Consider the following 24,456-nt stretch of genomic DNA (forward strand, 5'->3'; position numbering starts at 1 on the left):
CCCACCGTCGCGCCCCGCGCGGGCGGCGCACCTCCCCCGCGCGGTCCGGCCGCCTCCCTCCCGCGCGGGAGGTCCGGGCGGCCGGCGGCGGGCCATGATCGGGGCATGCGCGCGGTCCTCCGTCCGGTGACCAGCAGGTCGACCTGGACGCGCGCGGTGCACCTGGCCCTGGGCGCCTGGCTCGCGGTCGCCTGCGCGCTGGTGTGGCCCGGGCTGGACGATGCCTCCCCACGCACCCTCGCCGGGCTCTACCTCGCCCCGCTGCCGCTGCTGGTGGTGCTGGCCTTCGTCCCGGCGGTCCGCCGCAGCGAGGGCGTGCAGGCGCGGGCGCTGCTGCTGCCCGGGGACGACGACGTGACGGTGGAGCCCGCCCGCACGTGGGCCGAGCGCGGCCGGCTGCTGGCCTGGCTGGTCGTCCGGGTGGAGCTCGGGGTGCTCGCCGCGGAGGTCACCGCGCTCGCCGTGTGGTCGGTCGCGGCCCGGTGGCCGCTGGCGGTCGTCGTGGCGCCGGCCTGGGCCTGCGCCCTGGCCGGGCTCGGCGCGCTCACCGCCGCGGCCGCCCGGGCGCTGCTGCACCCCTCCGCGGCCGAGCGGCTGGCCGCGCAGCGCGCCCGCACCGAGCGGCTGCTCGAGCGCACCCGGCTGGCCGCCGACCTGCACGACTCGATCGGCCACGCGCTCACCGTCACGCTGCTGCAGGCCGGTGCCGCCCGGGACGTCGCCGGCTCCGACCCCGCCTTCGCCGACCGTGCGCTCGCCGCCATCGAGGACAGCGCCCGGTCCGCGCTCGGCGACCTGGAGCGGGTCCTCGCGCTGCTGCGGGACGGCGCCCCGCCGCCGCGGGCCCCGACGCTGGCCGACGTCGACGCGCTGGTGCGCTCCGCCGAGGCGGCCGGGGCGCGGGTCGACGTCCGGGTCACCGGCGCGGTCGCGGAGCTGCCCGGGGTCCTGTCCCGGGAGGCCTACCGGATCGTGCAGGAGGCGCTCACCAACGCCCTGCGGCACGCCGGCCCCGTGCCGGTGCGGCTGCGGGTCGACGCCGGTCCGCACGCGCTGGCGATCGTCGTCGGCAACCCGGTGCCGGTGCCCGTGCCGGCCGCGGGCGGCGGCGGCAGCGGCGTCCGCGGGCTGCGCGAGCGCGCCGCCGGGCTCGGCGGCACCGCCGTCGCCGGCCCGGTCGACGACGGCTGGCGGGTCGAGGTGCGGCTCCCCCTGGCCGGGCCGGCGTGACCGTCCGGGTGCTGCTCGTCGACGACGAGGAGCTGGTGCGCAGCGGGCTCCGGGCGGTGCTCGGCGCCCGTGACGACGTCGAGGTGGTCGGCGAGGCCGCCGACGGCGCCGTCGTCGTCCCGCTGGCCGCCCGGCTGCGTCCCGACGTCGTCGTGATGGACGTGCGGATGCCGCTGGTCGACGGCATCCAGGCCACCCGCGACCTGCGGCGCCGGCTGCCGGACCCGCCGCGGGTGCTGGTGCTGACGACGTTCGGCGACGACGAGAACGTCTACGCGGCCCTGTCCGCCGGCGCCGACGGGTTCCTGCCCAAGCGGGCGCGGCCGGCCGAGATCGCCGACGCCGTCCGGGTGGTCGCACGGGGCGAGAGCCTGCTGTTCCCGGCGGCGATCCGGGCGCTGGCCGCGCGGCACGCGCCGGCGCAGCGGACCCGGCCGGCGCCGGAGCTGACCGCGCGCGAGCGGGAGGTCCTGCTGCTGGTGGCGCGCGGGCTGTCCAACGGCGAGATCGCCGGCGAGCTGTACCTGGGCCTGCAGACGGTGAAGACACACGTCAGCAGCCTGCTGCGCAAGCTCGGCGCGCGGGACCGGACGCAGGCGGTGATCGCCGCCTACGAGTCCGGACTCGTCCCCCTGCGCTGACCCTCGGGTTGCCGGGGAGCGGGTCCTGGGCCAGGGTCGCCCTCGCGGTCCCGGCCGGAGGAGGGTGTGCGTGGAAGCGGACGTGATCGTCGAGATCCCCAAGGGCTCGCGGAACAGGTACGAGTACGACCACCGGCTCGGCCGCATCCGGCTGCTGCGGATGCTGTTCACCGCCACCGGCTACCCCGGCGACTACGGGTTCGTCCCGGACACCCTCGCCGAGGACGGCGAGCCCATCGACGCCCTGCTGCTGCTCGGCGAGCCGACCTTCCCCGGCTGCCTCGTGCGCGCCCGGGTCATCGCCGTGTTCTGGGTGCACGACGAGCGCGGCCCGGACGCGAAGCTGCTGTGCGTGCCGGCGAGCGACCCGCGGATGGAGCACCTGCAGGAGCTCGAGGACGTCCCCATCCACCAGGTCGCGGAGATCTGGCACTTCTTCGAGATCTACGAGGCGCTGACGCCGGAGAAGTCGGCCGAGACCCGCGGGTGGGAGCGGCGGGCGCAGGCCGTCGCGGCGCTGGAGGACGCGCAGCGGCGGTTCGCCGAGCGGGCGGCCGGTGAGCCGGAGGGATGACGGGGGCTCCCGCCGGGACCGCCCGGACGCCAGGGTGACCGGGTGACCCAGGAGCTGCGGCTGACCGCCACCCTCGCCCCGCGCGGCCCGGCGGCCGCCATCGTGCTGACCGACGAGCAGGCCGCCGGCCTCGGCGGCGGCGCCAGGGCGTTCCCCGTCCGGGTCACCGTCGGCGGGGTGACCGTGGAGGGCCGGGTCGCGCGCATGGGCGGCGAGAACCTCATCGGCCTGAGCAGGGAGCGCCGGGCCGCCCTCGGCGTGAGCACCGGCGACACCGTCGACGTCGTCGTCGCCCTCGACCGGGCCGAGCGCACCGTCGAGGTGCCGCCGGACCTGGCCGAGGCGCTGGCCGCGGCGGGCGTGCGGGAGGCCTTCGACCGGCTGTCCCACACGCACCGCAAGGAGCACGCGCGGTCGGTGGCCGAGGCGAAGAGGCCGGAGACCCGCGCCCGCCGGGTGAGCGCCGTCGTCGCCGCCGTCTCCGGCTGAGGCCCCACCACACCCCCTTACGGACGATCTCGTCTCACCAAGGGCGGGCGGTCGCGCGCGCACGGTGACCGGCACACCCGGCCGGCCCCGGGCGGCGGGCCGGGTGCTCCCCGGACCGGCCCGGGCGCTCCCACACTGGGCGCGCGCCCTGCGTCGGGCACCTGCCGCACCGGCGGCAGTTCCTCAGAGCCGAGGTGCTCCCGATGACGCAACCCACTCCCTGCCCGATCCTCGACCTCACCCTCGGGCCGCTGGACCTGAACCTGCTGGGCCTGCACGTGCACCTCAACGAGGTGGTGCTCGACATCGAGGCGATCCCCGGCCCGGGCAACCTGCTGGGCAACCTGCTGTGCGCGATCGCCGGGCTGCTCGACGGCGTCGACCTCGGCGGCGTCCTGGGCAACCTGCTCCAGGAGCTCATCGACGCGCTCATCCGCCTGCTCGAGGGCATCGGCGGGGGCGGCGGCGGGGGCGGCGGCACCGCGCCGGTCGCGCAGCAGGCGGCGGCGTGACCGGCCCGCAGGACCCCGGGCCCGCGGCGGCCGCCGCGGAGGAGCTGGAGCGGCTCCAGGAGCTGCTCCGGCGAGCCGGCCGGGACCGGGCCGACCCCGGCGAGGTGGCGCGGGCGGTCGGGACCTACTGGCGCGACCACGGCCCGGCGCTGCGGTCGGCGGCGGCCGCCCTCGGCGACTCCGCGCGGGGGCAGGTGCTGGCCGAGCTGTACCGCATGCGGGACGAGCTCGGCCGGCAGCTGCAGGGTCAGCGCGCGTCGGCGCCCCGCCCACCGGAGCCGGGGACGACGGAGGAGCCGGGCTGAGGGCGCTCAGAGCGAGAGGACCAGGCCGCGGCGCGGGTCGGCGTCGCCGTCCAGGAGCGCCGCCCACGCCCCGGTGACCGCCTCGGCACCGGTGCGGTGCTCGACGGTCAGCAGCCCGGGCGCCCGGGTCGCGGCGAACTCCGGCCAGGCGGCGCCGATCCGGCGGGCGGACGACGGGTCCAGTGCGGCCGCCGCGTCCGCCGCGGAGAACACCTCCGGCTCGGCCCCGGGCAGGCCGCTGCTCGCGAAGGACGCCCGCGTCCAGTGCGTCGCGCCGACCACGACCGAGGCGCGCAGGACGCCCGCGGTGCGGCGGTGCACCGCCGCGCGCAGGTCCGGGTCGCCGGCGAGGTCGACCAGCACGACGCCGCGGTCCGCCGGCAGGGCGTCGACCTCCCCGTAGGTCAGCACCCGGTCGTAGAGGCCGAGCGCCAGCGTGGCCGCGGCGTGCCGGGACGACGTGAGCCCGACCAGCTCCGGCGGGTCCCCGTGCGCCCGGACCGCCGCCGCGGTGCACGCGGCGGTGCGGCTCGACGCCGACGTCAGGACCACCACCCCGGCACCGGTCCGGGCCACGCGGTCGGCGAGCAGCCACCCGGTCTGGAACAGCGGCCGCAGCACCGCCGCGACGTCGTCGAGCCCGGGCGGGAAGCCCGTCTCGGGCAGGGCGCGGGCGTAACGGCCGTAGACCCGGGCGAGGGAGGCGCGGGCGGCCGAGCGGTCGGCCAGCCCGCCCGGGCCCGCGGCCACCTCGAGGGTGACCCGGCTCGACATCGGCCAGAGGCCGAAGAAGCGGTCCCCCGCCGCGACGCCGTCGACGCCGGAGGCCGTGGCGCGGCCGAAGCCCCAGACCGGGACCCGGCCCCATCCCTCCGGCGCCGGGAAGTGGTCCCAGTACCGCCAGGAGTCGCCCAGGACGGCATAGGTGAGGTTGTTCGCGGTCAGCCCGAAGCGCTCGACGGCGAACTGCACCGTGCCCGGCGGCACCCCGGTCCGCGGCGGCTCCCCCAGGTCGCAGCGCACGGTCCGCAGGTCGTCGCGCCGGACGAGGACGTCCACCACGTCGTCCCTCCCCTCTCCGTGCCGGCCCGCGCCGGGCTCCCCCCGCGCCGGCCCGGAGCTCTCACCCGCGGCGCGCGGTGAGCAGCAGGTACTCCCAGTCGAGGACGACGCCGTCGGTGCCGCGGTCGTACCGGGCGGCCAGCGCGGCGAGGTCGTGGTCGAGCGCGGCGACCCGCTCGGGGTCGTCGGCGACGTTGCGGTAGGTCGCGATCGTCGGCCCGTAGACCGCCTTCCACGAGTCCCGCCACGCCTCCGGCGACGGGTAGCCGCCGACCGTCACGGTCTGCCGCCGGGCGACGACGTCGGTGACGCGGTCGCCGAGCAGGTCGCGGACGTGCTGCTCGTCGCCCCACAGCGGCGGCGGCTGCGCACCGGGCGGCGGCGGGGGCGCGTAGGGCTTCATGGTCCGGAACATCTCGCCGACGAAGCCCTCCGGCGTCCAGCTGACCAGCCCGATCCGCCCACCGGGGCGGCACACCCGCACCAGCTCGTCGGCGGCCTGCCGGTGGTGCGGCGCGAACATCACGCCGACGCAGGAGAGGACGACGTCGAAGCTCGCGTCCGCGTAGGGCAGCGCCTCGGCGTCGCCCTCCTCCCACGTCACCTCGGCGCCCTCGCGCGCGGCGAACGCGCGGCCGGCCGGGAACAGCTCCGGCGTGAGGTCCGAGGCCACGACCTCGGCGCCGGTCAGCGCGGCGGGCACGGCGGCGTTGCCGCTGCCGGCCGCGACGTCCAGCACCCGGTCCCCGGGGCCCACGCCGGCCGCGGCGACCAGGACCCGCCCCAGCTCCGGGATGAGGTCCCGCGCCACGGAGGGGTAGTCGCCCAGCGCCCACATCGCCCGGTGCTTCGCCTTCAGCACGCGGTCGGCGGTCGCGTCGACGGTGTCGGTCATCGCTGGTGCTCCTCGGTGTCGTCGTGCGGGGTGCGTCCCCGCGGTGTGCCGACGACGCTGGTGCCGGCGGGTTGCAGACCGCGTGCACCGCGGATGCAGCGGACGTGCACCGGTCAGGCGCCGGTCCCCCCGGCGACGACCCGGGCGAGCGCGGCGCGGGCCTGCGCGACCGCCGCCGCCTCGGCGGCGCGGAGGTCGCCGGCCGGCGCGCCCTCGGCGGGCGGGCCGAGCGGGGAGGGCTTGCCCGCCGCCACCAGGCAGGCGTGCAGGGCCGCGGCGTCCGCCTCCGCGCCCACCCGCTGCAGCAGCCGGGCCACGTAGCGCAGGTCCAGCCACTGCTGCGTCGAGTCACCGACCCGGTCCCAGTGGTCGATGACGGCGAGCAGCGCGCGGGCGGCCGCCGCCGGGTCGCCGTGCACCGCCCGGGTCGCGGCCGCCTCCATCAGCGCGATGCCGTGCCACCAGAAGTTGTGCACGGCCGCGGCCAGCGCGCCCGCCTCGTCGAACAGCGCCAGCGCCCGGCCGGGGTCGGACTTCTTGAGCACCAGGCCGAGGGCGTAGCGGCCCATCGACTGCGCCGTCGGGTTGGCGGTGGCCTCGGCGACGTCGAGGCTCTCCCGGGCGGCGGCCAGCCCCTCCTCCGGCCGGCGGCGCACCGCCTGGCACACGGCGACGTAGTACAGCGTCCACACCAGCCGGATCCGGTCGCCGTCGGCCCGGGCCCGCTCCGCCTCGGCCGCGTAGTGCGCCAGCGCGGTCCCGACGTCGCCCTCGTAGAGCGCGACGTCGGCGAGCACGTCGCCCGGGTAGGCGATGCGGGCGCTGCCGGGCACCGGCAGCCGGCCCCCGGCCAGGCGGGCCGTGGCCCGGGCGTGCGCGAAGTCGCCGCGGTTCCACGCGCCGCGGGCGGCGGCGCCGACGGCCGCCGGGTACAGCGGGTGGCCGGGGTCCACGACGGGCAGCAACTGCTCGGCCCAGGCGTAGGCCTCGTAGCCGACCCGCAGGTGCACCAGCTCGGGCACGGCCGCGACCAGCCGCACGGCCAGGTCCCACTCCCGGTCGGCGGCGGCGCGGGTGAACGCGGCGCGCAGGTCGTCGTAGACGCCGAGGGCCTCCTCCGCCCACGCCCGCTCGTCCGGTCCCTGCAGCCCCGCACCGGCCCGCTCGGCGTAGTCGACGTGGTGGGCGACGTGCCGCCGGGCCAGCTCCGCGGACTCGCCCGCCGCCGCGGCCTGCGACCGGCCGTACGCCCGCAGGGTCTCCAGCAGCCCGTAGCGGCTGTGCACGCCGCTGCGGGCCACCACCATGGACCGGTCCACCAGCCGGGTCAGCCGGTCCAGGACGTCGTCCTCGGTGGCGGCCGGGTCGGCGACGGCGTGCACGGCGCGCAGGTCGGCCCCGCCGGCGAAGACCGACATGCCGCGGAACAGCCGCTGCTCGTCCTCGGGCAGCAGCCGGTAGGACCACTCGATCGCGGCCACGAGGCTCTGGTGCCGCGGCACCGGCCCGCGGCCACCACCGAGCAGCGGGGCGTCCTCCAGCCGGGCGGCCACCTCGCCCGGGCTCATCACCCGCATCCGGGCCGCGGCCAGCTCGATGCCCAGCGGCAGGCCGTCGACGCGGCTGCAGATGGCGGCGACGGCGTCGGCGGCCGCCGGGTCCAGGCGGAAGTCCGGCGTCGCGGCGCGGGCGCGCTGGACGAACAGCGCGGTGGCGTCCGCGAGCGGCAGCGGCGGCACCGGCCACAGCTGCTCGCCGTCGACGCCGAGCGGCTCCCGGCTGGTCGCCAGCACCACCACCCGCGGGCAGCGCTGCACCACCTCGGCGACCAGCGCCGCGGCGTGCGGCAGCACGTGCTCGCAGTTGTCGACGACGAGCAGCAGCGACCGCCCGCGCAGGTAGTCGAGCACGGTCTCCTCGACCGACAGCCCCGACCGCTGCCGGATGCGCAGCGCCGCGGCGACGGCGTCCCCGACCGGGCTGCCGTCGGGCAGGGCGGCGAGCTCGCACAGCCACACGCCGTCGTCGAACCGCGCCCGGTCCCGGGCGGCGACCTCCACCGCGAGCCGGGACTTCCCCGTCCCGCCGACGCCGGTCAGCGTCACCAGCGGGCCGGCCCGCAGCGCGTCCAGCACCCGGGCGACCTCGGACTCCCGGCCGACGAACCCGCTGGCCCGGCGGGGCAGGTTGCCCGGCGGCGGCCGCGCGGCGAGGGCGGGGTCGTGCACGAGGATCCGCCGGTACAGCTCCCGGGCCGGCGCGGCGGGCTCCACCCCCAGCTCGTCGTCGAGGCGGGTGCGCAGCTCGTGGAAGGCGGCGAGCGCGTCGGCCTGGTACCCGGTGGCGTACCGCGCCCGCATCAGCGCCACCGCCGGCCGCTCCCACGTCGGGTGCCGGCGCACCAGCGCCTCCAGCTCGGGCACCGCCTCGGCGGCGCGGCCCAGCTCGACCAGCGCGTCGGCGCGGTCGGCGGCCGCGCCGACGCGCAGCTCGGTCAGCCGGGCGGCCTCCGCGGCGGCGAAGTCGTCGTCGGCGAACTCGGCGAGCGCGTCGCCCCGCCACAGCGCCAGCGCGGCGTCGAGGTCGGCCAGCGCCCGCGCGGGGTCGCCCGCGGCGGCGGCCGCCCGGGCGGTGCGGACCCGCTGCTCGAACTCGGCGGCGTCCAGCGTCGCGCCGTCGAGGGCCAGGCAGTAGCCGGGCGGGCGGTGCCGGAGCGGCGCGGCGTCGCCGAGCACGCCGCGCAGCCGGGAGACGTAGGCGCGCAGCGCGGGAACCGCGCCGTCGGGCGGCGCGTCGCCCCACACCGCGGCGAGCAGCCGGTCGGCCGGCACCACCTCGCCGCGGGCGACCAGCAGCGCCGCGAGCAGGGTGCGCGGCTTGTGCCCGCCGACGGCGACCGGCCCCGAGCCGTCCTCGACCTGCAGCGGGCCCAGGACCCGGAAGTGCAGGTGCGTCGCACCGGTCATCGCTGCCTCGCCTGCAAGCGGACTGCAACGGGCGCGGCCGACCCTAGCGGCGGCCCCGGGAGCGCGACCAGACGCGGGCCCGCTCCCGACCTGCACGAGGAGGCAGCACCATGACCGCACCGGCCCGGCGGCTCGCCGTCGGCGTGACCCCCATGGAGACCCGCCCCGACGTCGTCCTGCACCTCGCCGACCGCGCCGAGGAGCTGGGCTACGAGGCGTTCCTGCTGGCCGAGGGCTGGGCGCACGACGCGCCGGTCCTGCTCGCCGCGATCGCCACGCGGACCCGGCGGATCCGCCTCGGCACCGGCGTCCTCACCGTGCACGGGCGCAGCCCCGCGCACCTGGCGATGCTCGCGTCGTCGCTGGACACGCTGTCCGGCGGCCGGTTCGTCCTCGGTCTGGGCGCGGGCTCGCCGCAGCTCGCCGAGGGCCTGCACGACGAGCCGTTCACCGCGCCGGTCGCCCGCCTCGGCGCGGTCACCCGGCAGGTGCGGGCGCTGCTGGCCGGCGAGCGGATGACGCCGTCGCGACCGGGCGGGCAGCGGCCGCTGCGGCTGGCCGTGCCGCCGCGGCCGCACCTCCCGGTGCACCTGGCCGCGCTCGGGCCGGCGGCGGTGCGGCTGGCCGGGGAGGTGGCCGACGCCTGGTACCCGTTCCTGCTCCCCCGGTCCGGCCTCGCGGCGGGCCGCGCCCTGCTGCGGGAGGGCGCGGCGGGCGCGGGCCGTCCGGTGCCGCTGGTCAGCCCCGGCATCCCGGTGGCGGTGGCCGACGACCCGGCGGTCGCGCGGGCGACGGCGTCGTGGTGGCTGACCACCTACCTCACGGCGATGGGTCCGCTCTACCCGCGGACGATGCGCCGCGCCGGTCTCGGTGCCGCCGTCGACGCGGTGCTCGCCGCCGGGCCCGGCGAGGTGCCGGCGGGCGCGGAGGTGCTGGTCGACGAGCTGCTGCTGGCCGGCGACGCCGGCTCCGCGGCGGCGGCGCTCGACACCTGGGGCGCGGCCGGCGCCGAGCTGCCCGTCGTCGTGCTGCCGCCGGGGCGGCCGGTGGCCGAGCTGGACGCCGCGCTCGAGGCCCTCAGCCCGCAGCGGGTACCCCAGCTCGTGTGAGCGGCCCGCCGGAACGGGTTGGTCCGCCGCCTGCTGGGTAGCGGCGGCGGGAGCGACCGACCAGAGGGAGGACGGACATGGGCAAGCTGTCGTTGGGACTGGGCCTGGGGGTCGGCTTCGTGCTGGGTGCACGGGCCGGACGCGAGCGGTACGAGCAGATCGCGAAGACGGCGCGGGACCTGCTGGGCCGGCCGGAGGTGCAGCAGACGCTGGAGAGGGCCCGTGAGGCCGCGCCCGCCCCGCTGCAGGGGAGCATCGACAAGCTCACCGGCCAGGCATCCGGGGGCAGCAGCGCGGGCGGCGGGACCGTCGACGCCGGGACGGTGGCCGCGGGCAGCAACGCCGACGCGGTGGTCCCCCCGACCCCGCCGACGGTCGCGGAGGCGTTCGTCCTCGAGGACGCCGACGTCGAGACGCCGACCACCCCCGCCGCGGACACGCGGACGACCGGCGCGACGGCCGACCCGGTGCCGGACCCGCTCATCCCGCCCGCCAAGTCGGGCCAGTAGCCGGGCGGCTGCTCGCCCCGTCTCCTCCGGGGTGTCACACGCGGGGCGCGGCCGGTGTCTCCATGTCGACGCCACCGCACACCCTGGAGGAGACATGGCGAGCAGCACCCGGGTCCCCCCGACCGAGATCACCGGCCTGTACGGGGCCCTGCTGAAGACGATGAGCCGGCGCGTGCTCGGGCAGGTGCCCGAGGGCGCCGGGGTCCTGTGGCACCACCCGGCGGTGCTCAAGGACTCGATGGCCTTCGGCCGCAAGGTCGACTCCTGGAACCGGCTGGACCCGCACCTCGCGACGTTCGCGGCCATGTCCGCGGCCGCCACGGTCGGCTGCGGCTTCTGCCTGGACCTGCACCACTTCCTCGCCCACGACCGCGGGCTCGACGAGGCCAAGGTGCGGGAGGTGCCGCGCTGGCGGGAGTCCGCCGTCTTCACCCCGCTGGAGCGGCGGGTCATGGAGTACGCCGAGGCGATGAGCCTGACCCCGCCGGCCGTGACCGACGAGCTGTCGGCCGCGCTGCTGGACGAGCTCGGACCGGCCGCCCTGGTGGAGCTGACCGCCAGGATCGCCTTCATGAACTCCAGCGCGCGCAGCAACGTGGCCCTCGGCATCCGGTCGCAGGAGTTCTCGGCGTCCTGCGGCCTGCCGCCGCTGGCGGCCCCGTCGGCGGACGGCATCGCCACGGCATGACCGAGGACCCCTTCGTCGCCCACCGCGGCCTGCTGTTCACCGTCGCCTACGAGATGCTCGGCTCCGCCGCCGACGCCGACGACGTGGTGCAGGAGACCTGGCTGCGGTGGGCCGAGGCGGACCGGGCGGCGGTGCGCGACCCGCGGGCCTACCTGGTGCGGATCGTCACCCGCCAGGCGCTCAACCGGCTGCGCACCGTGGCCCGCCGCCGCGAGGACTACGTCGGCGAGTGGCTGCCCGAGCCGCTGCTGACCAGCCCGGACGTCGCCGAGGACGTCGAGCTGGCGGAGAGCGTGTCGATCGCGATGCTCACCGTGCTGGAGACGCTGTCGCCGACCGAGCGCGCGGTCCTCGTGCTGCACGAGGTGTTCGACGTGCCCTACGACGAGATCGCCGAGGCGGTGGGCAGGTCCGCCGCCGCGGTGCGGCAGATCGCGCACCGGGCGCGGGAGCACGTGGCCGCGCGCCGGCCGCGGACGACGGTCAGCCGCGCCGAGCAGCAGCGCGTCGTCGACCGGTTCCTCGCCGTGCTCACCGCCGGCGACCTGCAGGGCCTGATGGACGTGCTGGCGCCCGACGTCGTCGCGGTCGCCGACGGCGGGGGCCTGGCGCCGGCCGTGCTGCGCCCGATCGCGGGCCGGGAGCGGCTGGCCCGGGCGCTGTCCCGGTTCGCCGACCTCGTGCCCGACGTCGAGGTCACCACGCCGCTGGTCAACGGCGCGGTCGCCCTGCGGATCGACCCCGGCGGCGAGTACGACACGGCGATCACCGTCGTCGTCGAGGACGGCCGGATCAGCCGCATGTACGCGATGCGCAACCCGCACAAGCTCGGCCGCCTGGACGAGCCCGCGGACCTCCGGCGGTGACGGCGGGGGTCAGAAGGTCTCGTCGGTGTGGGTGCGCCGGACCGGGCCGCCGTCGGGCGCGGTGCCGTACGCGTCCGTCCGGGTGACCCGGCGCCGCCGCGGCCCGAACAGCGCCACCTCGAGGACGATCCCGAGCGCACCCACGGCCATGAGGATCCAGCCGACCACCCGCAGGTCCACGCCGCTGACGTCGACCGTGACCGCGAACGCCAGGATCGCGCCGAGGGCCAGGAGCACGATCGCCGTACCGAGTCGCATGACCGACCACCTCTCCCCTGCGGCCCCGGACGCGGGCTGCGGGCCCGGCCGCCGGGGGCCACCACGGGCGACGGACGTCGCCGCCACCAGCGAAGATCCCACCGCCGGGGACCGCGCGCGACCCGAGGCGGCCGGCGGCCCAGGACGGCTCGGGCAGGAGCACGGCGCCGGCCTCCTCCCCTCCGTGCACCCGCGCCGGGGCCCCGGCGCATCGTCCGCCCGGTGGGAGGCGCCCGCCCCCGGCGGCGGTCAGGCTGCTGCACCGGGCGGGACGGTCCCGCCCGGGAGGGGGTGGGCGCCATGACCAGTGCCTTCCAGAGTCGGCCGGAGGTCAACTGGCAGGCCGAGGCGCACGTCGGCGCCTACGGCTACGACGAGCGGCCCACGGGCTGGGCGTCGTGGATCCTCTTCGCCGGGGTCCTGCTGGTGCTGACCGGCCTGTTCGCGGTGATGGAGGGCGTCACCGCGCTCGTCAGCGAGGACTTCTACGTGGTGCGGGCCGAGGCGCTGTTCGTCGACGCGGACTACGCCGTCTGGGGCTGGGTGCACCTCGTGCTCGGCGTGGTCGGGATCCTCGTCGGCGCCGGTCTCATGCAGGGCAACCGCGCGGCGCGCGTGCTCGCGGTCGCGTTCGCCGGGCTCAGCGCGCTGGTGCACCTGCTGTTCCTGCCGGCCTACCCGTTCTGGTCAGTGCTGGTGATCGCGTTCGACGTCGTCGTGATCTACGCCGTCACCGTGCACGGGCGGGAGGTCACCGCGAGGCGGTGACGGCGGCGGGGGCGGTCGGCGGATCCCCGGCACAGGGAGGACCCGCTGGTCAGCGGCGTGCAAGCGGAACGAGAAAGTCTCGCACCGGCGACGCAGCCCGTTGGCCCCGACCGGGCGGACCGCTCGAGTCGCGGCCCCCCAACCCGTCGGAAGGACCCCTCCGTGCTCAGGAAGCTCAGCGTCGTCTGCCTCGGTGCAGCCGCCCTCCTCGTCACCGGCGCCGGCGTCGCCTCGGCCGGCGAGACCGCCGGCAACGGCAAGCCGGTCCACGCGCCGCAGCACGCCGCGTCGATCTGCTCGTTCTCGGGCCAGAACGACGACACCGTCTTGGAGCCCGGCCGCACGCAGAACTACGGGCAGCTCGTGCGCCAGGGCGCCAAGGCGGTCCTGCCGAGCCCCGGCGTCGCCTGCAACCCGAACGCGGGCTTCGAGGAGTAACTGATCCGTCCCGGGCCCCGCTGGTCACCACGACCGGCGGGGCCCGGTGCCGTCCGGGGGTCAGACGTTGAAGCGGAACTCCACGACGTCGCCGTCGGCCATGACGTAGTCCTTGCCCTCGATGCGCACCCAGCCGCGGGACTTCGCCTCGGCCATGGACCCGGCCTCCATCAGGTGGTCGTAGGAGACGACCTCGGCCTTGATGAAGCCGCGCTGGAAGTCGGTGTGGATGACGCCGGCGGCCTGCGGGGCGGTGGCACCGACCGGGATGGTCCAGGCGCGCGCCTCCTTCGGGCCCGCGGTCAGGTAGGTCTGCAGACCGAGGGTGCGGAAGCCGACCTTGGCCAGCTGGTCCAGGCCCGGCTCGCTCTGCCCGATCGACTCCAGCAGCTCGGCGGCCTCCTCGGCGGGCAGCTCGGCGAGCTCGGCCTCGGTCTTGGCGTCGAGCAGGATCGCCTCGGCCGGCGCGACCAGCGTCCGCAGCTCGGCGATCAGCTCCTCGTTGGCCAGCTCGTCGGCGTCGACGTTGAAGACGTACAGGAACGGCTTGGTCGTCAGCAGCGTCAGCTCGCGCAGCGGCGCGGGGTCCACCCCGGCGGCGAACAGCGTCTTCCCGGTGTTGAGCACCTCGACGGCGGACTGCGCCGCCGCCAGCAGCGCCGCCCGCTCCTTGTCCTTGCGCGACTCCTTCTCCAGCCGCGGGATGGCCTTCTCCAGCGTCTGCAGGTCGGCGAGGACGAGCTCGGTGTTGATCGTCTCGATGTCGTCGGCCGGGTCGACCTTGCCCTCGACGTGCACGACGTCGGGGTCGCTGAACACCCGGATGACCTGGCAGATCGCGTCGCTCTCGCGGATGTTGGCGAGGAACTTGTTGCCGAGCCCCTGCCCCTCGCTGGCGCCGCGCACGATGCCGGCGATGTCCACGAACGACACCGTCGCCGGGACGACCTTCTGCGAGTCGAACAGCTCGCCCAGCTTGCCCAGCCGCTCGTCGGGCACGCCGACGACGCCGACGTTCGGCTCGATGGTGGCGAAGGGGTAGTTGGCCGCCAGGACGTCGTTCTTGGTCAGCGCGTTGAACAGCGTCGACTTGCCGACGTTGGGCAGCCCGACGATCCCGATGGTGAGACTCACGGGAGTCCAGCCTACGGGGCACCCCGGAGCGGGGACGACGACCGGCGGGTCCCTGTCGGGTCCGGTGGAACACGTGCGACGCTCGTCACACCACCGATACCAGGAGGTCCCGTGACCCTGACGACGACGTCGCGACACGCCACCGCCACCGGCCCGCTGCCCGCGCACACCCGCGTGGCGATCGTGGGCAGCGGCTTCTCCGGCATCGGCACCGCCGTCGCCCTGCAGCGCGCCGGCATCGACGACTTCGTCGTCCTGGAGCGCGCCGACAGCCTCGGCGGCACCTGGCGCGACAACGAGTACCCGGGCGCCGCCTGCGACGTCCCCAGCCACCTCTACTCGTTCTCGTTCGCGCCCAAGCGGGACTGGTCGCACGTCTACTCCCGGCAGCCGGAGATCCGCGCCTACCTGGAGGACGTCGCCGCCCGGTACGGCGTCCTGCCGCACCTGCACTGCAACACCGACGTCGTCTCCGGCCGGTGGGACGACGACGCGCTGGTCTGGCACCTGGAGACCTCGCGCGGCCGCCTCACCGCCGACGTCGTGGTGAGCGGCGCCGGCGGCCTGGTCGAGCCGCACCTGCCCGACGTGCCGGGCATCGGGACGTTCGCCGGCCCGTCGTTCCACTCCGCCCGGTGGGACCACTCGGTCGACCTGGCCGGCAAGCGGGTCGCCGTCGTGGGCACCGGCGCCTCGGCGGCGCAGTTCGTGCCCGAGCTGCAGAAGGCGGCCGCGAAGGTGGTCGTGTTCCAGCGGACGCCGCCGTGGGTGGTGCCGCGGCAGGACCGCGCCTACACCGAGCGCGAGCACCGGCGGTGGGCGCGCGTGCCGGCCTTGCTCCGGCTGGCCCGGGGCGGGCAGTACCTGGCGCGGGAGGCCCGGCTCGGCGTGTGGACCGGCGGCGGCCGGCTGCGCGGCTTCGTCACCAGGCAGGCGCTCGCGTTCCTCGAGCAGCAGGTGCCCGACCCCGAGCTGCGCGCCAAGCTCACGCCGGACTACGCCATCGGCTGCAAGCGGGTGATCGTCAGCGACGACTACCTGCGGTCGCTCACGCAGCCGAACGTCGAGGTGGTCGCCTCGCCGGTGGCCGAGGTCCGCCCGCACGCGGTGGTCGACGCCGACGGCACCGAGCACGAGGTCGACGTCGTCGTCTACGGCACCGGCTTCCGCGCCATGGACATCCCGCTCGGGCACCGGCTGGTCGGCCGCGAGGGGCGCACCCTGCGCGAGGAGTGGGACCGCGACGGCGTCCGCGCGCACCGCGGCACCACCGTCGCCGGCTTCCCCAACCTGTTCCTGCTGCTCGGGCCGAACACCGCGCTCGGCCACACCTCCGTCGTCCTGATGATCGAGGCGCAGATCGGCTACGTCGTCGCGGCGCTGGAGCGGATGCGGGAGACCGGCGCCGGCGCGCTGGAGGTCCGCCGCTCGGCGCAGGACGCCTACGACGCCCGGCTGCAGGCCGAGCTCACCGACACCGTGTGGAACGCCGGCGGCTGCCGCTCCTGGTACCGCGACGAGCAGGGCCGCAACTTCACCCTGTGGCCGACGCACACGTACACGTTCATGCGGGAGATGCAGCGGTTCGACGCCGACGCGTACGAGCTGCGCGCTGCCCCCCGCGTCCCCGTCCCCGCCTGATCCCGTTCCCGCCTGACCCGGAGCCCCCGACCCCCATGCGCACCTCCACCGCCGCCGCCGGCCTCGCCGTCCTCGCCGCCGGGGCCGTCGTCGCCCGCCGCCGCACCGCCCGTCCCGCCGGCGCCCAGCTCCCCGCCCCCGCGCCGACTCCCCCGCCGCAGGGCCGCGTCCGGACCGTGACCACCGAGGACGGCGTCGACCTGCACGTCGCGGAGTTCGGCGCCGAGCGGGCGACGGCGACCGTGGTCCTCGCGCACGGCTACGTGCAGTCCTCGCGGTTGTGGGCCGGCCAGGTCCGCGACCTGCTGGAGGCCCGCCCCGACCTGCGGGTGGTCACCTACGACCACCGCGGGCACGGCGCCTCCGGCCCGACGTCGCGGGACCGCGCCACGATCGAGCAGCTCGGCCGCGACCTGGCCCGGGTGCTCGACGAGGTCGTCCCGGACGGGCCGGTCGTGCTCGGCGGCCACTCGATGGGCGGCATGACGCTGATGGCGCTGGCCGAGCAGCGGCCCGGGCTGTTCGGCGACCGCGTCGCCGGCGTCGCGTTCGTGGGCACCAGCTCCGGCGGGCTGGACGCGGTCACCTACGGGCTGCCGGGGCCGGTGGCGAGGGTCGTCAAGCGGGCCCTGCCGGTGCTGAACGAGCGGGCGGTCCGGGCCGAGCAGGCCGGGAAGCCGCGCGTGGTCGGGAAGGCCGACATGTGGCTGATCTTCAGCGCCGCGGCCGACCCGGCGGACCTGCAGGCGGCGGTGGAGGTGCACCGCGCCTGCTCGGCCGAGACGGTGGCCGCCTTCCTGCCCACCTTCTCCGACCACGACCGCGCCACGGCGCTCGAGGCGCTGGCGGAGGTCCCGGCGCTGGTCGTCGTCGGCGACGCCGACCGGCTGTGCCCGGTCGAGCACAGCCGGACGCTGGCGGCGGCGCTGCCCACCGCCGAGCTCGCCGTCTACCCGGGCGCCGGGCACATGGTGCAGCTGGAGCGCCGTCCCGAGGTCAGCCGCCGGCTGCTCGCGCTGGTCGACCGGGCCCTCGCCGCGGCCGCCGCGCCCGTCGTCGAGGAGCGGAGCGCCTGACGGGGGCTCAGCGCGACCGGTCGTAGCCGAAGAAGCCGCGCTTCTTGATCAGCGCGGCCACCTCGGGCGGCACCATCGCCTCCCAGCCGGTGTCCTCGGTCGGGATCCGCTTGAGCACGTCCCGGCTGAGGATCGGCAGGTGGTCGGGCTTGTGCTCGAGCCCGACGAAGCTGCCGCGCCGGTTGAGGTAGTCGAACAGCGGCCGCAGTTGCTCGGCCACCTCGAGGGTGTCGACGGTGACCACCTGGCCGTCGCGCAGCATCGGGTAGACGAACAGCCGCAGGTCGTTCTTGAACAGCCGGCCGAAGCTCTCGAGGATGCCGCCGGGCAGCCCGGCGTGCCGGTCCTCGTCGAACAGCTCGAGGAGGCTGGGCAGCCCCATGACCATGCCGATCCGGCCGTCGGTGCGCCAGGCCAGGTAGGCGGCCAGCCGGTGGTGGGCCAGGTAGTCCGAGATCAGCACCGGCAGGCCGCAGGCGGCCAGCAGGTCGGCCCGGGCGAGGAAGTCCCGCCGGTCGACGACGTCCCCGCCGGCGCGCAGGTTGGCCATGGTGAGCTCGGCGAGGACGAGCACGTCGCGCTCGGCGACCGCCGGGTCCCGCTCGAACGCGGTGCGGGCCGCCTCGAGCATGTCGAGGTTGACCACCGTGGGCGGGCGGAAGCTGCCGCGCTCGACCAGGATCGCCTTCTTGCGCAACGCCTCGCTGGGCTGCAGCACCTGGCGGTCGGGGCCGAACATCGCCGCGCCGGAGAGCCCGACCTGGACGAGCTTGAGCGCCATCACCCGGTTGTCGACCATGCGGAACTCGATGCCGCTCATCTCCAGCAGGTCGATCTCGATCCGGCCGGTGGTCAGCCGGTCGAGCAGGCTCTCCACCAGGCGGTCGGGCTCGTGGTGCTGGAAGAAGGCGGCGTGCAGCAGGTTCACGCCGACGATGCCGAGCGCCTCCTGCTGCTGGGGTGCCTCGTCGTCGAGCATCCGCACGTGGACGACGACCTGGCTGGGTTCGTCGCGCGGGTGGGCCTGGAACTTCACGCCCATCCAGCCGTGGCACTCGTTGCCGCCGCGGTAGCTGCGCGCGACGACGGTGTCGGCGAACGCGAAGAACGACGTGTCGTCGCCCCTCTGGTCGGCGAGCCGGTCGACGTTGAGCTGGAACTCGCGGTCGAGCATCGCCTGCAGGCGGCCCTTCGAGACGTAGCGGTCGGCCTTGCCGTAGACGGCGTCGCTGACCGCCATGTCGTAGGCCGACATCGACTTGGCCACCGTGCCCGCCGCACCCCCGGCGCGGAAGAACCAGCGGGCGACCTCCTGCCCGGCGCCGATCTCGGCGATCGTGCCGTACCAGCGCAGGTCCAGGTTGATCTGCAGGGCCTTCTGCAGCGTGTCGACACCGGCGTCCATGGGGCACCTCCGGGTGCGGTCCGGGTGCTGGGCGAGCGTAGTCACCCGTGACCCACGTCACCTCCCCGCGAACACCGCCGTCGCTGCTCGAGGGGCGCGGTCATGCCGCGGGGGCGAGGAGGGGCGGCCGGACGGTGATCTCCGATCCGTCCGGGCGCCAGGTGCGCCAGGTGCCGCTCGGTTGTCGTTCGACCCGGAAGCCGTGGTGGACCTTCGTGTGGTGGCGCTCGCACAGCAGGGCGCTGTTGTCCAGTGAGGTCTCGCCCGCGTCGATCCAGTGGACCAGGTGGTGCACGTCGCACCACCACGTCGGCGCACCGCAGCCGGCGAACACGCACCCGCCGTCGCGCAGTTCCGCCGCCTTGCGGATGTGCCGGCTCATCAGCCGCTGCTCCCGGCCCAGATCGAGCGGGGCGCCGTCGGGGCCGAACACCACCCGGCTGACGGCGCCGTCGCAGGCCAGCCAGCGAGCCCGCGCCGCGGAGACGGTGGCCCCGAACCCCATCGCCCCGGCGTTCAGGCCGCCGTGCGGGTCAATCAAGTCCGCCAGGTCGACCACGACGGCGACCTGGGGCTTGTGGCCGCGCAGCGTCGGCAGCGACCCGGATGCCAGCACGTTGTCGGCGACCTGCACCAGCGCATCCCCGAGCCGCTGGGCGCGGGTGCGCTCGTCCCCGGCCGGGCGGTCGGCCTGCACGTGGGCTTCGACGGCGGTCTGCAGCTTCTCCCCGCCGACCGCGTCCAGGTGGCCGCGGAAGGACAGCGACCCGTCGGCGTGCCTGGCCAGGGTCAGCGACCGGCCCTCGGTGGGATCCGGCTCGGGCCCGTCGGGATCGAGGTCGGTGCAGTAGTGCTGCACCACCTGGACCAGATCGGCGTGCTCCCGCTCGACCGCCACACCGGTGAACACGGCGTCGATCACGGCCAGGTCCACCCCGGCCGCCGCGGCCGCGGCCAGTCGTTCGGGTGTCACCGCCTTCGCCGCGAGCGCGACCTGCTCGGCCGACACCAGCCCCGCCTCGTGGGCCTCGGCCAGCGCCGGCAGGTGCTCCAGCGCCCGGCCGTTGCGCACCAGCCGCGAAGCCTCGGCGACCGAGAGCCGACAGTGCCCGCGCAGCCAGGAGGCCATCGACCTCAGGCCGTCCCGCTCCGGTGCCTGCTCGAGCTCGGCAGCCCGGACCCGACGAGCGAGACGGGCGTCGATCCGGTTGCGCTCGGCGACCAGCGCGGCGACGTCGTCGAGGACGTCCCCGCTCCCCACCTCACCCGAACGCATGATCGAAGTCTAGGGGATCCGACAGCCTCACGCAGTGCGAATCCCCAGCTCACAGGCCTGTCCACAGATGCGAGCCGCACCTCTCACACCCGGTCGGGGACCCCGCCTGGACACGCTTCGACCACGGCCGCCCGGCCGGCCACCCGCCGGAGCCCGGGTGTCAGCGCGAGGGAGACAGCCAGCGACGCCGCCGCGAACACCGCCATCGCGGTCCCCGGCGGGACGGCGTCACCCAGCGCCCCGGCCAGCACCGCGAACACCCCCTGCCCGGTCATCCGCGTCGCGGACTCGACGCCGAGCACCTGACCGCGCAGTCCGGGCGGCGTCAGCGCGACCAGCCACTCCTGCTGCGCGAGCGACGCGGCGTAGCCGGCCGAGGCGAGCGCCACCAGCACGACGGCGACCGGCACGGACGGCCCGAGCGCGAAGGCGAGGAACGGCGCGGCCAGCAGCAGCCGCAGGGCCGTGTTCGACCGCCGCCGGCCGGCCGGGGTCAGGAACCGCCCGGCCACCAGGTCGCCGGCCATCATCCCGACGGCGCCGGCGGCCAGCAGCCAGCCGCCCCGCTCCCCCGCGTACGGCACGAACAGCGCCTCGCAACCGACCACCAGCCCGTTCGGGACGCACAGCGCCACGAGCAGCGTCCGCGTGTCCCGCCGCGCCAGCAGCAGCCGGTTGCCGCGCAGCGTCTCGGCCAGGCCGACCCGCCCGCGCCGGCGCGGCGGCCGCTCGGCCAGCCCGAACCGCAGCACCGGCACGACGGCGGCGGAGACGACCGCGGCCAGCACGAACACCTGCGTCGTCGTCAGGGCGGTGAGCAGCAGGCCGCCGGCCGCGAAGCCGACCACCTGGAAGGCGCCGCCCGCGACGTTCACCGTCGACCGGGCCAGCGGGAACGCCTCGGCGGGCACCAGCTCCGACAGCAACCCCCAGCGCGCCCCCGACCCGATCGAGACCACGTACGCCGTGGCGACGACGAGCAGCAGCCGCGCCGCGGGGTCGAGTCCGGGCAGCGCCTGCAGGGCGAGCGCCGCGGTGGACAGCACCCCGACGAGCACCAGCGTGCGCCGCGGCGGGCCGGCGTCCGCGGCGGACATGAGCGTCGTCGCGCCGAGGGCCTGCGCGATCGACGGGCCGAACATCGCCACCGCCGTGAGCAGCGCCGACCCGGTCTGCCGGTGCACCAGCGTGGCCAGGGCCAGCGACGACGTCGTCGCGGCCGTCGTCGTCAGCGCGCTGCCCGTCCACAGCGCCCGGAACTCGGGGGACGCGAACAGCGCCCGGTAGGTGAGCACGTCAGGACCGTGCGGCGCGGGCCGCCGTCGTCCCACACTTTCGCCTACGGTCGAAAGGTGGGTGAGTTCATCGTCGACGCGGACGTCATGGCGCGCGCCCGCTTCGGCACCTCGCAGCTCACCGAGACCCTCGCCGGGCTGCGGTTGCTGCTCGCCGGGCAGGTCCCGCCGTGGCACCGGCCCTGGCGCGACGCCCACGCCGCCGCGCTGCGCGAGCGCCTCGACGCCGACCCGGTCGGCGCCGCCCTGCTGCGCGCCGCGTTCGGCGCGACCTGGACCGCGGACTTCCTCACCGTGCCGCCCGCCGCACCCGACCTCGCGCTCGACGAGGAGGTGGCGTACCTCGAGTCCCTCGACGACGACGCCGTCCGCGCCGACCTGGAGGTGGCCACCGGACCGGTGCCGCCGGAGCTGCACGGCACCGGCCTCGCCCGCACCGCCGCCGACCTGCTGCGCTGGACGTGGGAGCACACGATCCGCGACGACTGGCCGCGGCGGCTGCGGGTGCTGCGCGCCGACGTCGTCGCGCGGACCGCCCGGCTGAGCCGGGAGGGCTGGTCGGGTGCGCTCGACGGCATCGCGCCCGGGGTCCGCTGGCTCCGGGACGGCCGGCTGCAGGTGAACGCGCACCCGTACCCGCCGCGCGACGTCCGCGGCCGCGACCTGCTGTTCATCGCCGCGCACAGCCGCGGCAGCTGGGTGAGCTGGCGCCTGCCGGACACCTACGCCGTCGTCTACCCGGTGTCCGGCACGCTGGCGTCGGGCCCCGCTCCGCTGCCCGAGCCGCTGGTCCGCCTGCTCGGCCGCAACCGCGCGGGGGTCCTCACCGCCCTCGACGCGCCGCGCAGCACCAGCGCGCTGGTCGCCGGGACGGGCCTGCCGCTGGGCAGCGTCGGCGGGCACCTGCGGGTGCTGCTCGACGCGGGCCTGCTCGAGCGCCGCCGGTCGGGACGCGAGGTCCTCTACTGGCGCAGCGACGCCGGCCAGGCCCTCCTCGACGCGACCGGCTGAGGACCTCCGGCGCTCGTGGGCGGGTCCGTCAGGCTCGGCGGGCTGCCGCGGGGCCGCCGGACCAGGTCTGCGCGGCGATCATGGCGATGTCGTCGGCGGGTGCGCCGTCGGCCAGAACGGCGTCCAGCAGGCGGTCGCACAGTTCCTCGACCGGTTCCGGGGCCACATCGAGCCGGGCGGCGAGAGCGTCGATCCCGTCGTCGATGAACCGGTCCGGGCGCTCCACCAGACCGTCGGTGTACAGCAGCACGGTGCTCCCGGCGGGCAGCGGTGAGGAGGCGGTGGCGTAGCGGGCGCCGGGCCGCACGCCCAGCGGCAGGCCCGGGGGCACGCGCACCGCGGTCACCGGGCGGCCGGGTGGTCGCAGGAACGGCGGCAGGTGCCCGGCGCTGGCCGCGGACAGCCGTCCCCCGCCAGGGTCGAGCTGCACGTAGCAGCCGGTCACGAACACGGAGCCGTCGCCGGCGTCGAGGTCGCAGACGGCCGCGTTGAGCGCGGCCAGCACCCTGCCGGGGTCCGCGCCGTCGCGGGCCTGGGCGCGGGCCAGCGCCCGCACCTGGCCCATCAACCCGGCGGCGCCCACACCGTGGCCGGCGACGTCGCCGGTGAGCAGCCCGATCCGGTCGCCGGGCAGCGCGAAGGCGTCGTACCAGTCGCCACCGGCACGGGCCGCCGTGCCGGCCGGGTGGTAGCGGGCGGCCAGCCGCACGCCGGGCAGGTCGGGCAGCCGGGGTGGGAGCAGGTGACGTTGCAGCGTCTCGGCGATCTGCCGCTGTACGTCGGCCAGCCGGGCCCGCTCCAGCGCACCGGCGCACAGGTCGGCGATGACCTGCATCCGCTCCACCTCGTCAGGCGGGAAGTCGCGCGGCTCGGGCCAGCCGAAGGAGACCGTGCCCAGCGGCCGCCCGCGGACCTGGAGCAGCAGCTGCGCCCACGCCTGCTCGGTGACGGGCACACCGGCGATCGCCGGATAGCGCCGGTCCCGCTCCGCCAGCGAGCGCAGCAGCACCGGCCGGCCGGTCGCGACGAGGTCGCGGGAGGGGAGCGGCGCCTCCAGCGGCCACCGGGCGAACCGGGTCCGGATGTCGGCGGGGGTGTTGCCCGTGGGCTGGGCGAGGTGGAAGGTCCGGGTCTCCGGCTCGTAGAGGCCGACGATGGCCAGCGTGGCACCCAGCAACGCCGGGGTCTGCCGCGTCAGGATGGCGGCGACCTCCTCGACGGTGGAGGCCACCGCCAGCGCCCCGGCCAGCGCCTGCAGATGGCGGGTCAGCTCGCGTTCGGCCCGCTCCGCCTCGCCGCGGCGGGCCCGGTCGATCGCGGCCGCGCACGCGCGGGCGACCCCGGCGAGCAGGTCGCGATCGGCCGGGTCGACCTCTCCGGACTCGGTGAAGTGCACGCTGAGGTAGCCCACCGCTGTGTCGTCGAGCTGCAACGGCTGCACCGCGGCGGCCTGGTAGGGAGTGCCGTCGGTGATGGCGACCGCGTCGGGGAACGCGGCCGCGGCCGCGGCCCGGTCGGGCAGGAACAGCGCCCGGCGCGTACGGGCGACGTGCGGACCGGGGAGCGACGCGTCGGCCGGCAGCCGGGCGAACCCGGCGGCCACCTGCTCGGGGAAGCCGGTGGTGATCGTCCGCAGCCAGCGCCCGTCAGGCTCGAGGATCCCGATGGACGCCGCAGCACCGCCCACCGCCGCGCTGGCCCGCTCCAGCGCCACCTGCAGCACCTCCGGCAGGGTGACCGCTCCCGACAGTTCCGCGGTCAGCGCCTGCAGCGCCGCAGCACGGTCCTGCACCCGGCGGAGGTCGGTGACGTCCTCGACGACCACGGCCACCGTCTCGCCCGTGGCACCGGCCGCGGCGAGCGGGTGGACGCCGACCCGCCAGCAGCTCGAGGCGCCCGGCCGCAGGCGCCGACCGCCACCGACCACCAGGCCGGTCACCGGCTCCTGCAGCGTCAGCGCCTGCCGGCAGGCCGGCCCGATGGCGTCGGCCGCCTCGCCCAGCGCCTCGCGCAGTCCCCGCCCGACGAGCGGAGACGACCCCGTCCCGGCCGTGCCGGTGGCCAGCGCGGCCATCGCCGGGTTGACCCAGGCGATCCGGAGGTCGGGACCGACCACGGCCAGGCCGACCGGCGCGACCTGCACCAGGGCGTCCGGCAGCTCCGCCCCCACCAGCGGCGGCGGGCCGCCCAGGGTCATGCCCGGCTCCCCTCAGAGGGACCGGACACGCGGACCCGGCGCCGCGTGCGCCCGGGCGGGTCGGCCGGCGTGTCGCTCACCCGGCGACCATCGGCTCCTCCGTTCCCGCGT

24 protein-coding genes are annotated in these 24,456 nt (G+C 76.7%); 15 read left to right on the plus strand and 9 right to left on the minus strand.

Translation table 11 applies throughout. The annotated features are described in order from the left end of the window. The first annotated feature begins 105 nt into the window (after positions 1 to 105). The 6 genes from ACI79L_RS20510 (at position 106) to ACI79L_RS20535 (ending at position 3,751) form a co-directional block, all read left to right on the plus strand. Positions 106 to 1,230, plus strand: coding sequence for a sensor histidine kinase (locus tag ACI79L_RS20510; RefSeq protein ID WP_456938560.1), 1,125 nt, complete (start codon positions 106 to 108; stop codon positions 1,228 to 1,230). Continuing rightward, on the plus strand, positions 1,227 to 1,871 hold the full coding sequence (locus ACI79L_RS20515; protein ID WP_456938561.1) for a response regulator: 645 nt from the start codon (positions 1,227 to 1,229) through the stop codon (positions 1,869 to 1,871). The genes ACI79L_RS20510 and ACI79L_RS20515 overlap by 4 nt, the downstream gene beginning before the upstream one ends. A gap of 70 nt (positions 1,872 to 1,941) precedes the next feature. Continuing rightward, positions 1,942 to 2,445 (plus strand): inorganic diphosphatase, encoded by a 504-nt coding sequence (locus tag ACI79L_RS20520; protein WP_456938562.1) that lies wholly within the window; start codon positions 1,942 to 1,944, stop codon positions 2,443 to 2,445. Between the two features lie 42 nt (positions 2,446 to 2,487). Further along, positions 2,488 to 2,934 carry a YdeI/OmpD-associated family protein gene (locus ACI79L_RS20525; protein ID WP_456938563.1) on the plus strand — a complete coding sequence of 149 codons (447 nt, stop codon included), beginning with the start codon at positions 2,488 to 2,490 and terminating at the stop codon, positions 2,932 to 2,934. A gap of 203 nt (positions 2,935 to 3,137) precedes the next feature. Continuing rightward, a complete protein-coding gene (locus ACI79L_RS20530) occupies positions 3,138 to 3,446 on the plus strand; it encodes a hypothetical protein (RefSeq protein WP_456938564.1) in 309 nt (102 codons plus the stop codon). Then, entirely contained in the window at positions 3,443 to 3,751 is a 309-nt protein-coding gene (locus ACI79L_RS20535) for a hypothetical protein (protein ID WP_456938565.1), read from the plus strand. The genes ACI79L_RS20530 and ACI79L_RS20535 overlap by 4 nt, the downstream gene beginning before the upstream one ends. Before the next feature lie 6 nt (positions 3,752 to 3,757). On the opposite strand, the gene ACI79L_RS20540 is transcribed toward ACI79L_RS20535, so the two are convergent. The 3 genes from ACI79L_RS20540 to ACI79L_RS20550 form a co-directional block, all read right to left on the minus strand. Further along, positions 3,758 to 4,810 (minus strand): DUF2855 family protein, encoded by a 1,053-nt coding sequence (locus ACI79L_RS20540; RefSeq protein ID WP_456938566.1) that lies wholly within the window; start codon positions 4,808 to 4,810, stop codon positions 3,758 to 3,760. Between the two features lie 64 nt (positions 4,811 to 4,874). Then, the gene (locus tag ACI79L_RS20545) at positions 4,875 to 5,708 is read right to left on the minus strand and encodes a class I SAM-dependent methyltransferase (RefSeq protein ID WP_456938567.1); all 834 of its coding nucleotides are present in this window, start codon (positions 5,706 to 5,708) and stop codon (positions 4,875 to 4,877) included. A gap of 113 nt (positions 5,709 to 5,821) precedes the next feature. Further along, positions 5,822 to 8,674, minus strand: coding sequence for an AfsR/SARP family transcriptional regulator (locus tag ACI79L_RS20550; RefSeq protein WP_456938568.1), 2,853 nt, complete (start codon positions 8,672 to 8,674; stop codon positions 5,822 to 5,824). A gap of 110 nt (positions 8,675 to 8,784) precedes the next feature. Here ACI79L_RS20550 and ACI79L_RS20555 point away from each other — a divergent pair, with 110 nt between their 5' ends. The 4 genes from ACI79L_RS20555 to ACI79L_RS20570 all read left to right on the plus strand — a co-directional run bounded on the left by ACI79L_RS20555 (position 8,785) and on the right by ACI79L_RS20570 (position 11,846). Next, positions 8,785 to 9,783: an LLM class flavin-dependent oxidoreductase gene (locus ACI79L_RS20555; RefSeq protein ID WP_456938569.1), complete on the plus strand. Its 999-nt coding sequence runs from the start codon at positions 8,785 to 8,787 to the stop codon at positions 9,781 to 9,783. Between the two features lie 77 nt (positions 9,784 to 9,860). Next, the gene (locus ACI79L_RS20560) at positions 9,861 to 10,292 is read left to right on the plus strand and encodes a hypothetical protein (RefSeq protein ID WP_456938570.1); all 432 of its coding nucleotides are present in this window, start codon (positions 9,861 to 9,863) and stop codon (positions 10,290 to 10,292) included. 94 nt (positions 10,293 to 10,386) lie between these two features. Then, entirely contained in the window at positions 10,387 to 10,980 is a 594-nt protein-coding gene (locus ACI79L_RS20565) for a carboxymuconolactone decarboxylase family protein (RefSeq protein WP_456938571.1), read from the plus strand. Further along, a complete protein-coding gene (locus tag ACI79L_RS20570; RefSeq protein WP_456938572.1) occupies positions 10,977 to 11,846 on the plus strand; it encodes an RNA polymerase sigma-70 factor in 870 nt (289 codons plus the stop codon). Before ACI79L_RS20565 ends, ACI79L_RS20570 begins: the two co-directional genes overlap by 4 nt. 9 nt (positions 11,847 to 11,855) lie before the next feature. Here ACI79L_RS20570 and ACI79L_RS20575 read toward each other — a convergent pair whose 3' ends face one another. Continuing rightward, the gene (locus ACI79L_RS20575) at positions 11,856 to 12,104 is read right to left on the minus strand and encodes a DUF6458 family protein (RefSeq protein ID WP_456938573.1); all 249 of its coding nucleotides are present in this window, start codon (positions 12,102 to 12,104) and stop codon (positions 11,856 to 11,858) included. A gap of 300 nt (positions 12,105 to 12,404) precedes the next feature. Between ACI79L_RS20575 and ACI79L_RS20580 the strand changes: the two genes are divergently transcribed. Continuing rightward, the gene (locus ACI79L_RS20580; protein ID WP_456938574.1) at positions 12,405 to 12,872 is read left to right on the plus strand and encodes a DUF7144 family membrane protein; all 468 of its coding nucleotides are present in this window, start codon (positions 12,405 to 12,407) and stop codon (positions 12,870 to 12,872) included. 162 nt (positions 12,873 to 13,034) lie between these two features. Next, positions 13,035 to 13,310, plus strand: a complete 276-nt coding sequence (locus tag ACI79L_RS20585; protein WP_456938575.1) for a hypothetical protein — start codon at positions 13,035 to 13,037, stop codon at positions 13,308 to 13,310. 60 nt (positions 13,311 to 13,370) lie between these two features. Here ACI79L_RS20585 and ychF read toward each other — a convergent pair whose 3' ends face one another. Further along, entirely contained in the window at positions 13,371 to 14,444 is a 1,074-nt protein-coding gene (gene ychF / locus ACI79L_RS20590; RefSeq protein ID WP_456938576.1) for a redox-regulated ATPase YchF, read from the minus strand. Between the two features lie 111 nt (positions 14,445 to 14,555). On the opposite strand from ychF, the gene ACI79L_RS20595 reads away from it, so the two are divergent. Together ACI79L_RS20595 and ACI79L_RS20600 are read left to right on the plus strand one after the other, a co-directional pair. Beyond that, complete coding sequence (locus ACI79L_RS20595; RefSeq protein ID WP_456938577.1) at positions 14,556 to 16,085, plus strand: flavin-containing monooxygenase; 1,530 nt, start codon at positions 14,556 to 14,558, stop codon at positions 16,083 to 16,085. Between the two features lie 35 nt (positions 16,086 to 16,120). After that, entirely contained in the window at positions 16,121 to 17,161 is a 1,041-nt protein-coding gene (locus tag ACI79L_RS20600) for an alpha/beta fold hydrolase (protein ID WP_456938578.1), read from the plus strand. A gap of 7 nt (positions 17,162 to 17,168) precedes the next feature. On the opposite strand, the gene ACI79L_RS20605 is transcribed toward ACI79L_RS20600, so the two are convergent. The 3 genes from ACI79L_RS20605 to ACI79L_RS20615 form a co-directional block, all read right to left on the minus strand. After that, positions 17,169 to 18,566: a TonB-dependent receptor gene (locus ACI79L_RS20605; RefSeq protein WP_456938579.1), complete on the minus strand. Its 1,398-nt coding sequence runs from the start codon at positions 18,564 to 18,566 to the stop codon at positions 17,169 to 17,171. A gap of 100 nt (positions 18,567 to 18,666) precedes the next feature. After that, positions 18,667 to 19,842 carry a DUF222 domain-containing protein gene (locus ACI79L_RS20610; protein ID WP_456938580.1) on the minus strand — a complete coding sequence of 392 codons (1,176 nt, stop codon included), beginning with the start codon at positions 19,840 to 19,842 and terminating at the stop codon, positions 18,667 to 18,669. A gap of 83 nt (positions 19,843 to 19,925) precedes the next feature. Continuing rightward, positions 19,926 to 21,137 carry a hypothetical protein gene (locus ACI79L_RS20615; protein ID WP_456938581.1) on the minus strand — a complete coding sequence of 404 codons (1,212 nt, stop codon included), beginning with the start codon at positions 21,135 to 21,137 and terminating at the stop codon, positions 19,926 to 19,928. A 57-nt stretch (positions 21,138 to 21,194) separates the two neighbouring features. Between ACI79L_RS20615 and ACI79L_RS20620 the strand changes: the two genes are divergently transcribed. Then, a complete protein-coding gene (locus tag ACI79L_RS20620; protein WP_456938582.1) occupies positions 21,195 to 22,148 on the plus strand; it encodes an ArsR/SmtB family transcription factor in 954 nt (317 codons plus the stop codon). Between the two features lie 28 nt (positions 22,149 to 22,176). On the opposite strand, the gene ACI79L_RS20625 is transcribed toward ACI79L_RS20620, so the two are convergent. Beyond that, positions 22,177 to 24,345, minus strand: a complete 2,169-nt coding sequence (locus ACI79L_RS20625) for a SpoIIE family protein phosphatase (protein WP_456938583.1) — start codon at positions 24,343 to 24,345, stop codon at positions 22,177 to 22,179. Between the last annotated feature and the right edge of the window lie 111 nt (positions 24,346 to 24,456).

The sequence above is a fragment of the Geodermatophilus sp. SYSU D00684 genome, assembly GCF_054050455.1.

Excerpts from the sequence above, each read along its gene's own strand:
- ACI79L_RS20580 (WP_456938574.1), top strand. The coding sequence starts at position 12,405 with ATGACCAGTGCCTTCCAGAGTCGGCCGGAGGTCAACTGGCAGGCCGAG.
- ACI79L_RS20530 (WP_456938564.1), top strand. The coding sequence starts at position 3,138 with ATGACGCAACCCACTCCCTGCCCGATCCTCGACCTCACCCTCGGGCCG.
- ACI79L_RS20545 (WP_456938567.1), bottom strand. The coding sequence starts at position 5,708 with ATGACCGACACCGTCGACGCGACCGCCGACCGCGTGCTGAAGGCGAAG.
- ACI79L_RS20610 (WP_456938580.1), bottom strand. The coding sequence starts at position 19,842 with ATGCGTTCGGGTGAGGTGGGGAGCGGGGACGTCCTCGACGACGTCGCC.
- ACI79L_RS20550 (WP_456938568.1), bottom strand. The coding sequence starts at position 8,674 with ATGACCGGTGCGACGCACCTGCACTTCCGGGTCCTGGGCCCGCTGCAG.
- ACI79L_RS20565 (WP_456938571.1), top strand. The coding sequence starts at position 10,387 with ATGGCGAGCAGCACCCGGGTCCCCCCGACCGAGATCACCGGCCTGTAC.
- ACI79L_RS20575 (WP_456938573.1), bottom strand. The coding sequence starts at position 12,104 with ATGCGACTCGGTACGGCGATCGTGCTCCTGGCCCTCGGCGCGATCCTG.
- ACI79L_RS20570 (WP_456938572.1), top strand. The coding sequence starts at position 10,977 with ATGACCGAGGACCCCTTCGTCGCCCACCGCGGCCTGCTGTTCACCGTC.
- ACI79L_RS20560 (WP_456938570.1), top strand. The coding sequence starts at position 9,861 with ATGGGCAAGCTGTCGTTGGGACTGGGCCTGGGGGTCGGCTTCGTGCTG.
- ACI79L_RS20625 (WP_456938583.1), bottom strand. The coding sequence starts at position 24,345 with ATGACCCTGGGCGGCCCGCCGCCGCTGGTGGGGGCGGAGCTGCCGGAC.
- ACI79L_RS20555 (WP_456938569.1), top strand. The coding sequence starts at position 8,785 with ATGACCGCACCGGCCCGGCGGCTCGCCGTCGGCGTGACCCCCATGGAG.
- ACI79L_RS20510 (WP_456938560.1), top strand. The coding sequence starts at position 106 with ATGCGCGCGGTCCTCCGTCCGGTGACCAGCAGGTCGACCTGGACGCGC.
- ACI79L_RS20605 (WP_456938579.1), bottom strand. The coding sequence starts at position 18,566 with ATGGACGCCGGTGTCGACACGCTGCAGAAGGCCCTGCAGATCAACCTG.
- ACI79L_RS20600 (WP_456938578.1), top strand. The coding sequence starts at position 16,121 with ATGCGCACCTCCACCGCCGCCGCCGGCCTCGCCGTCCTCGCCGCCGGG.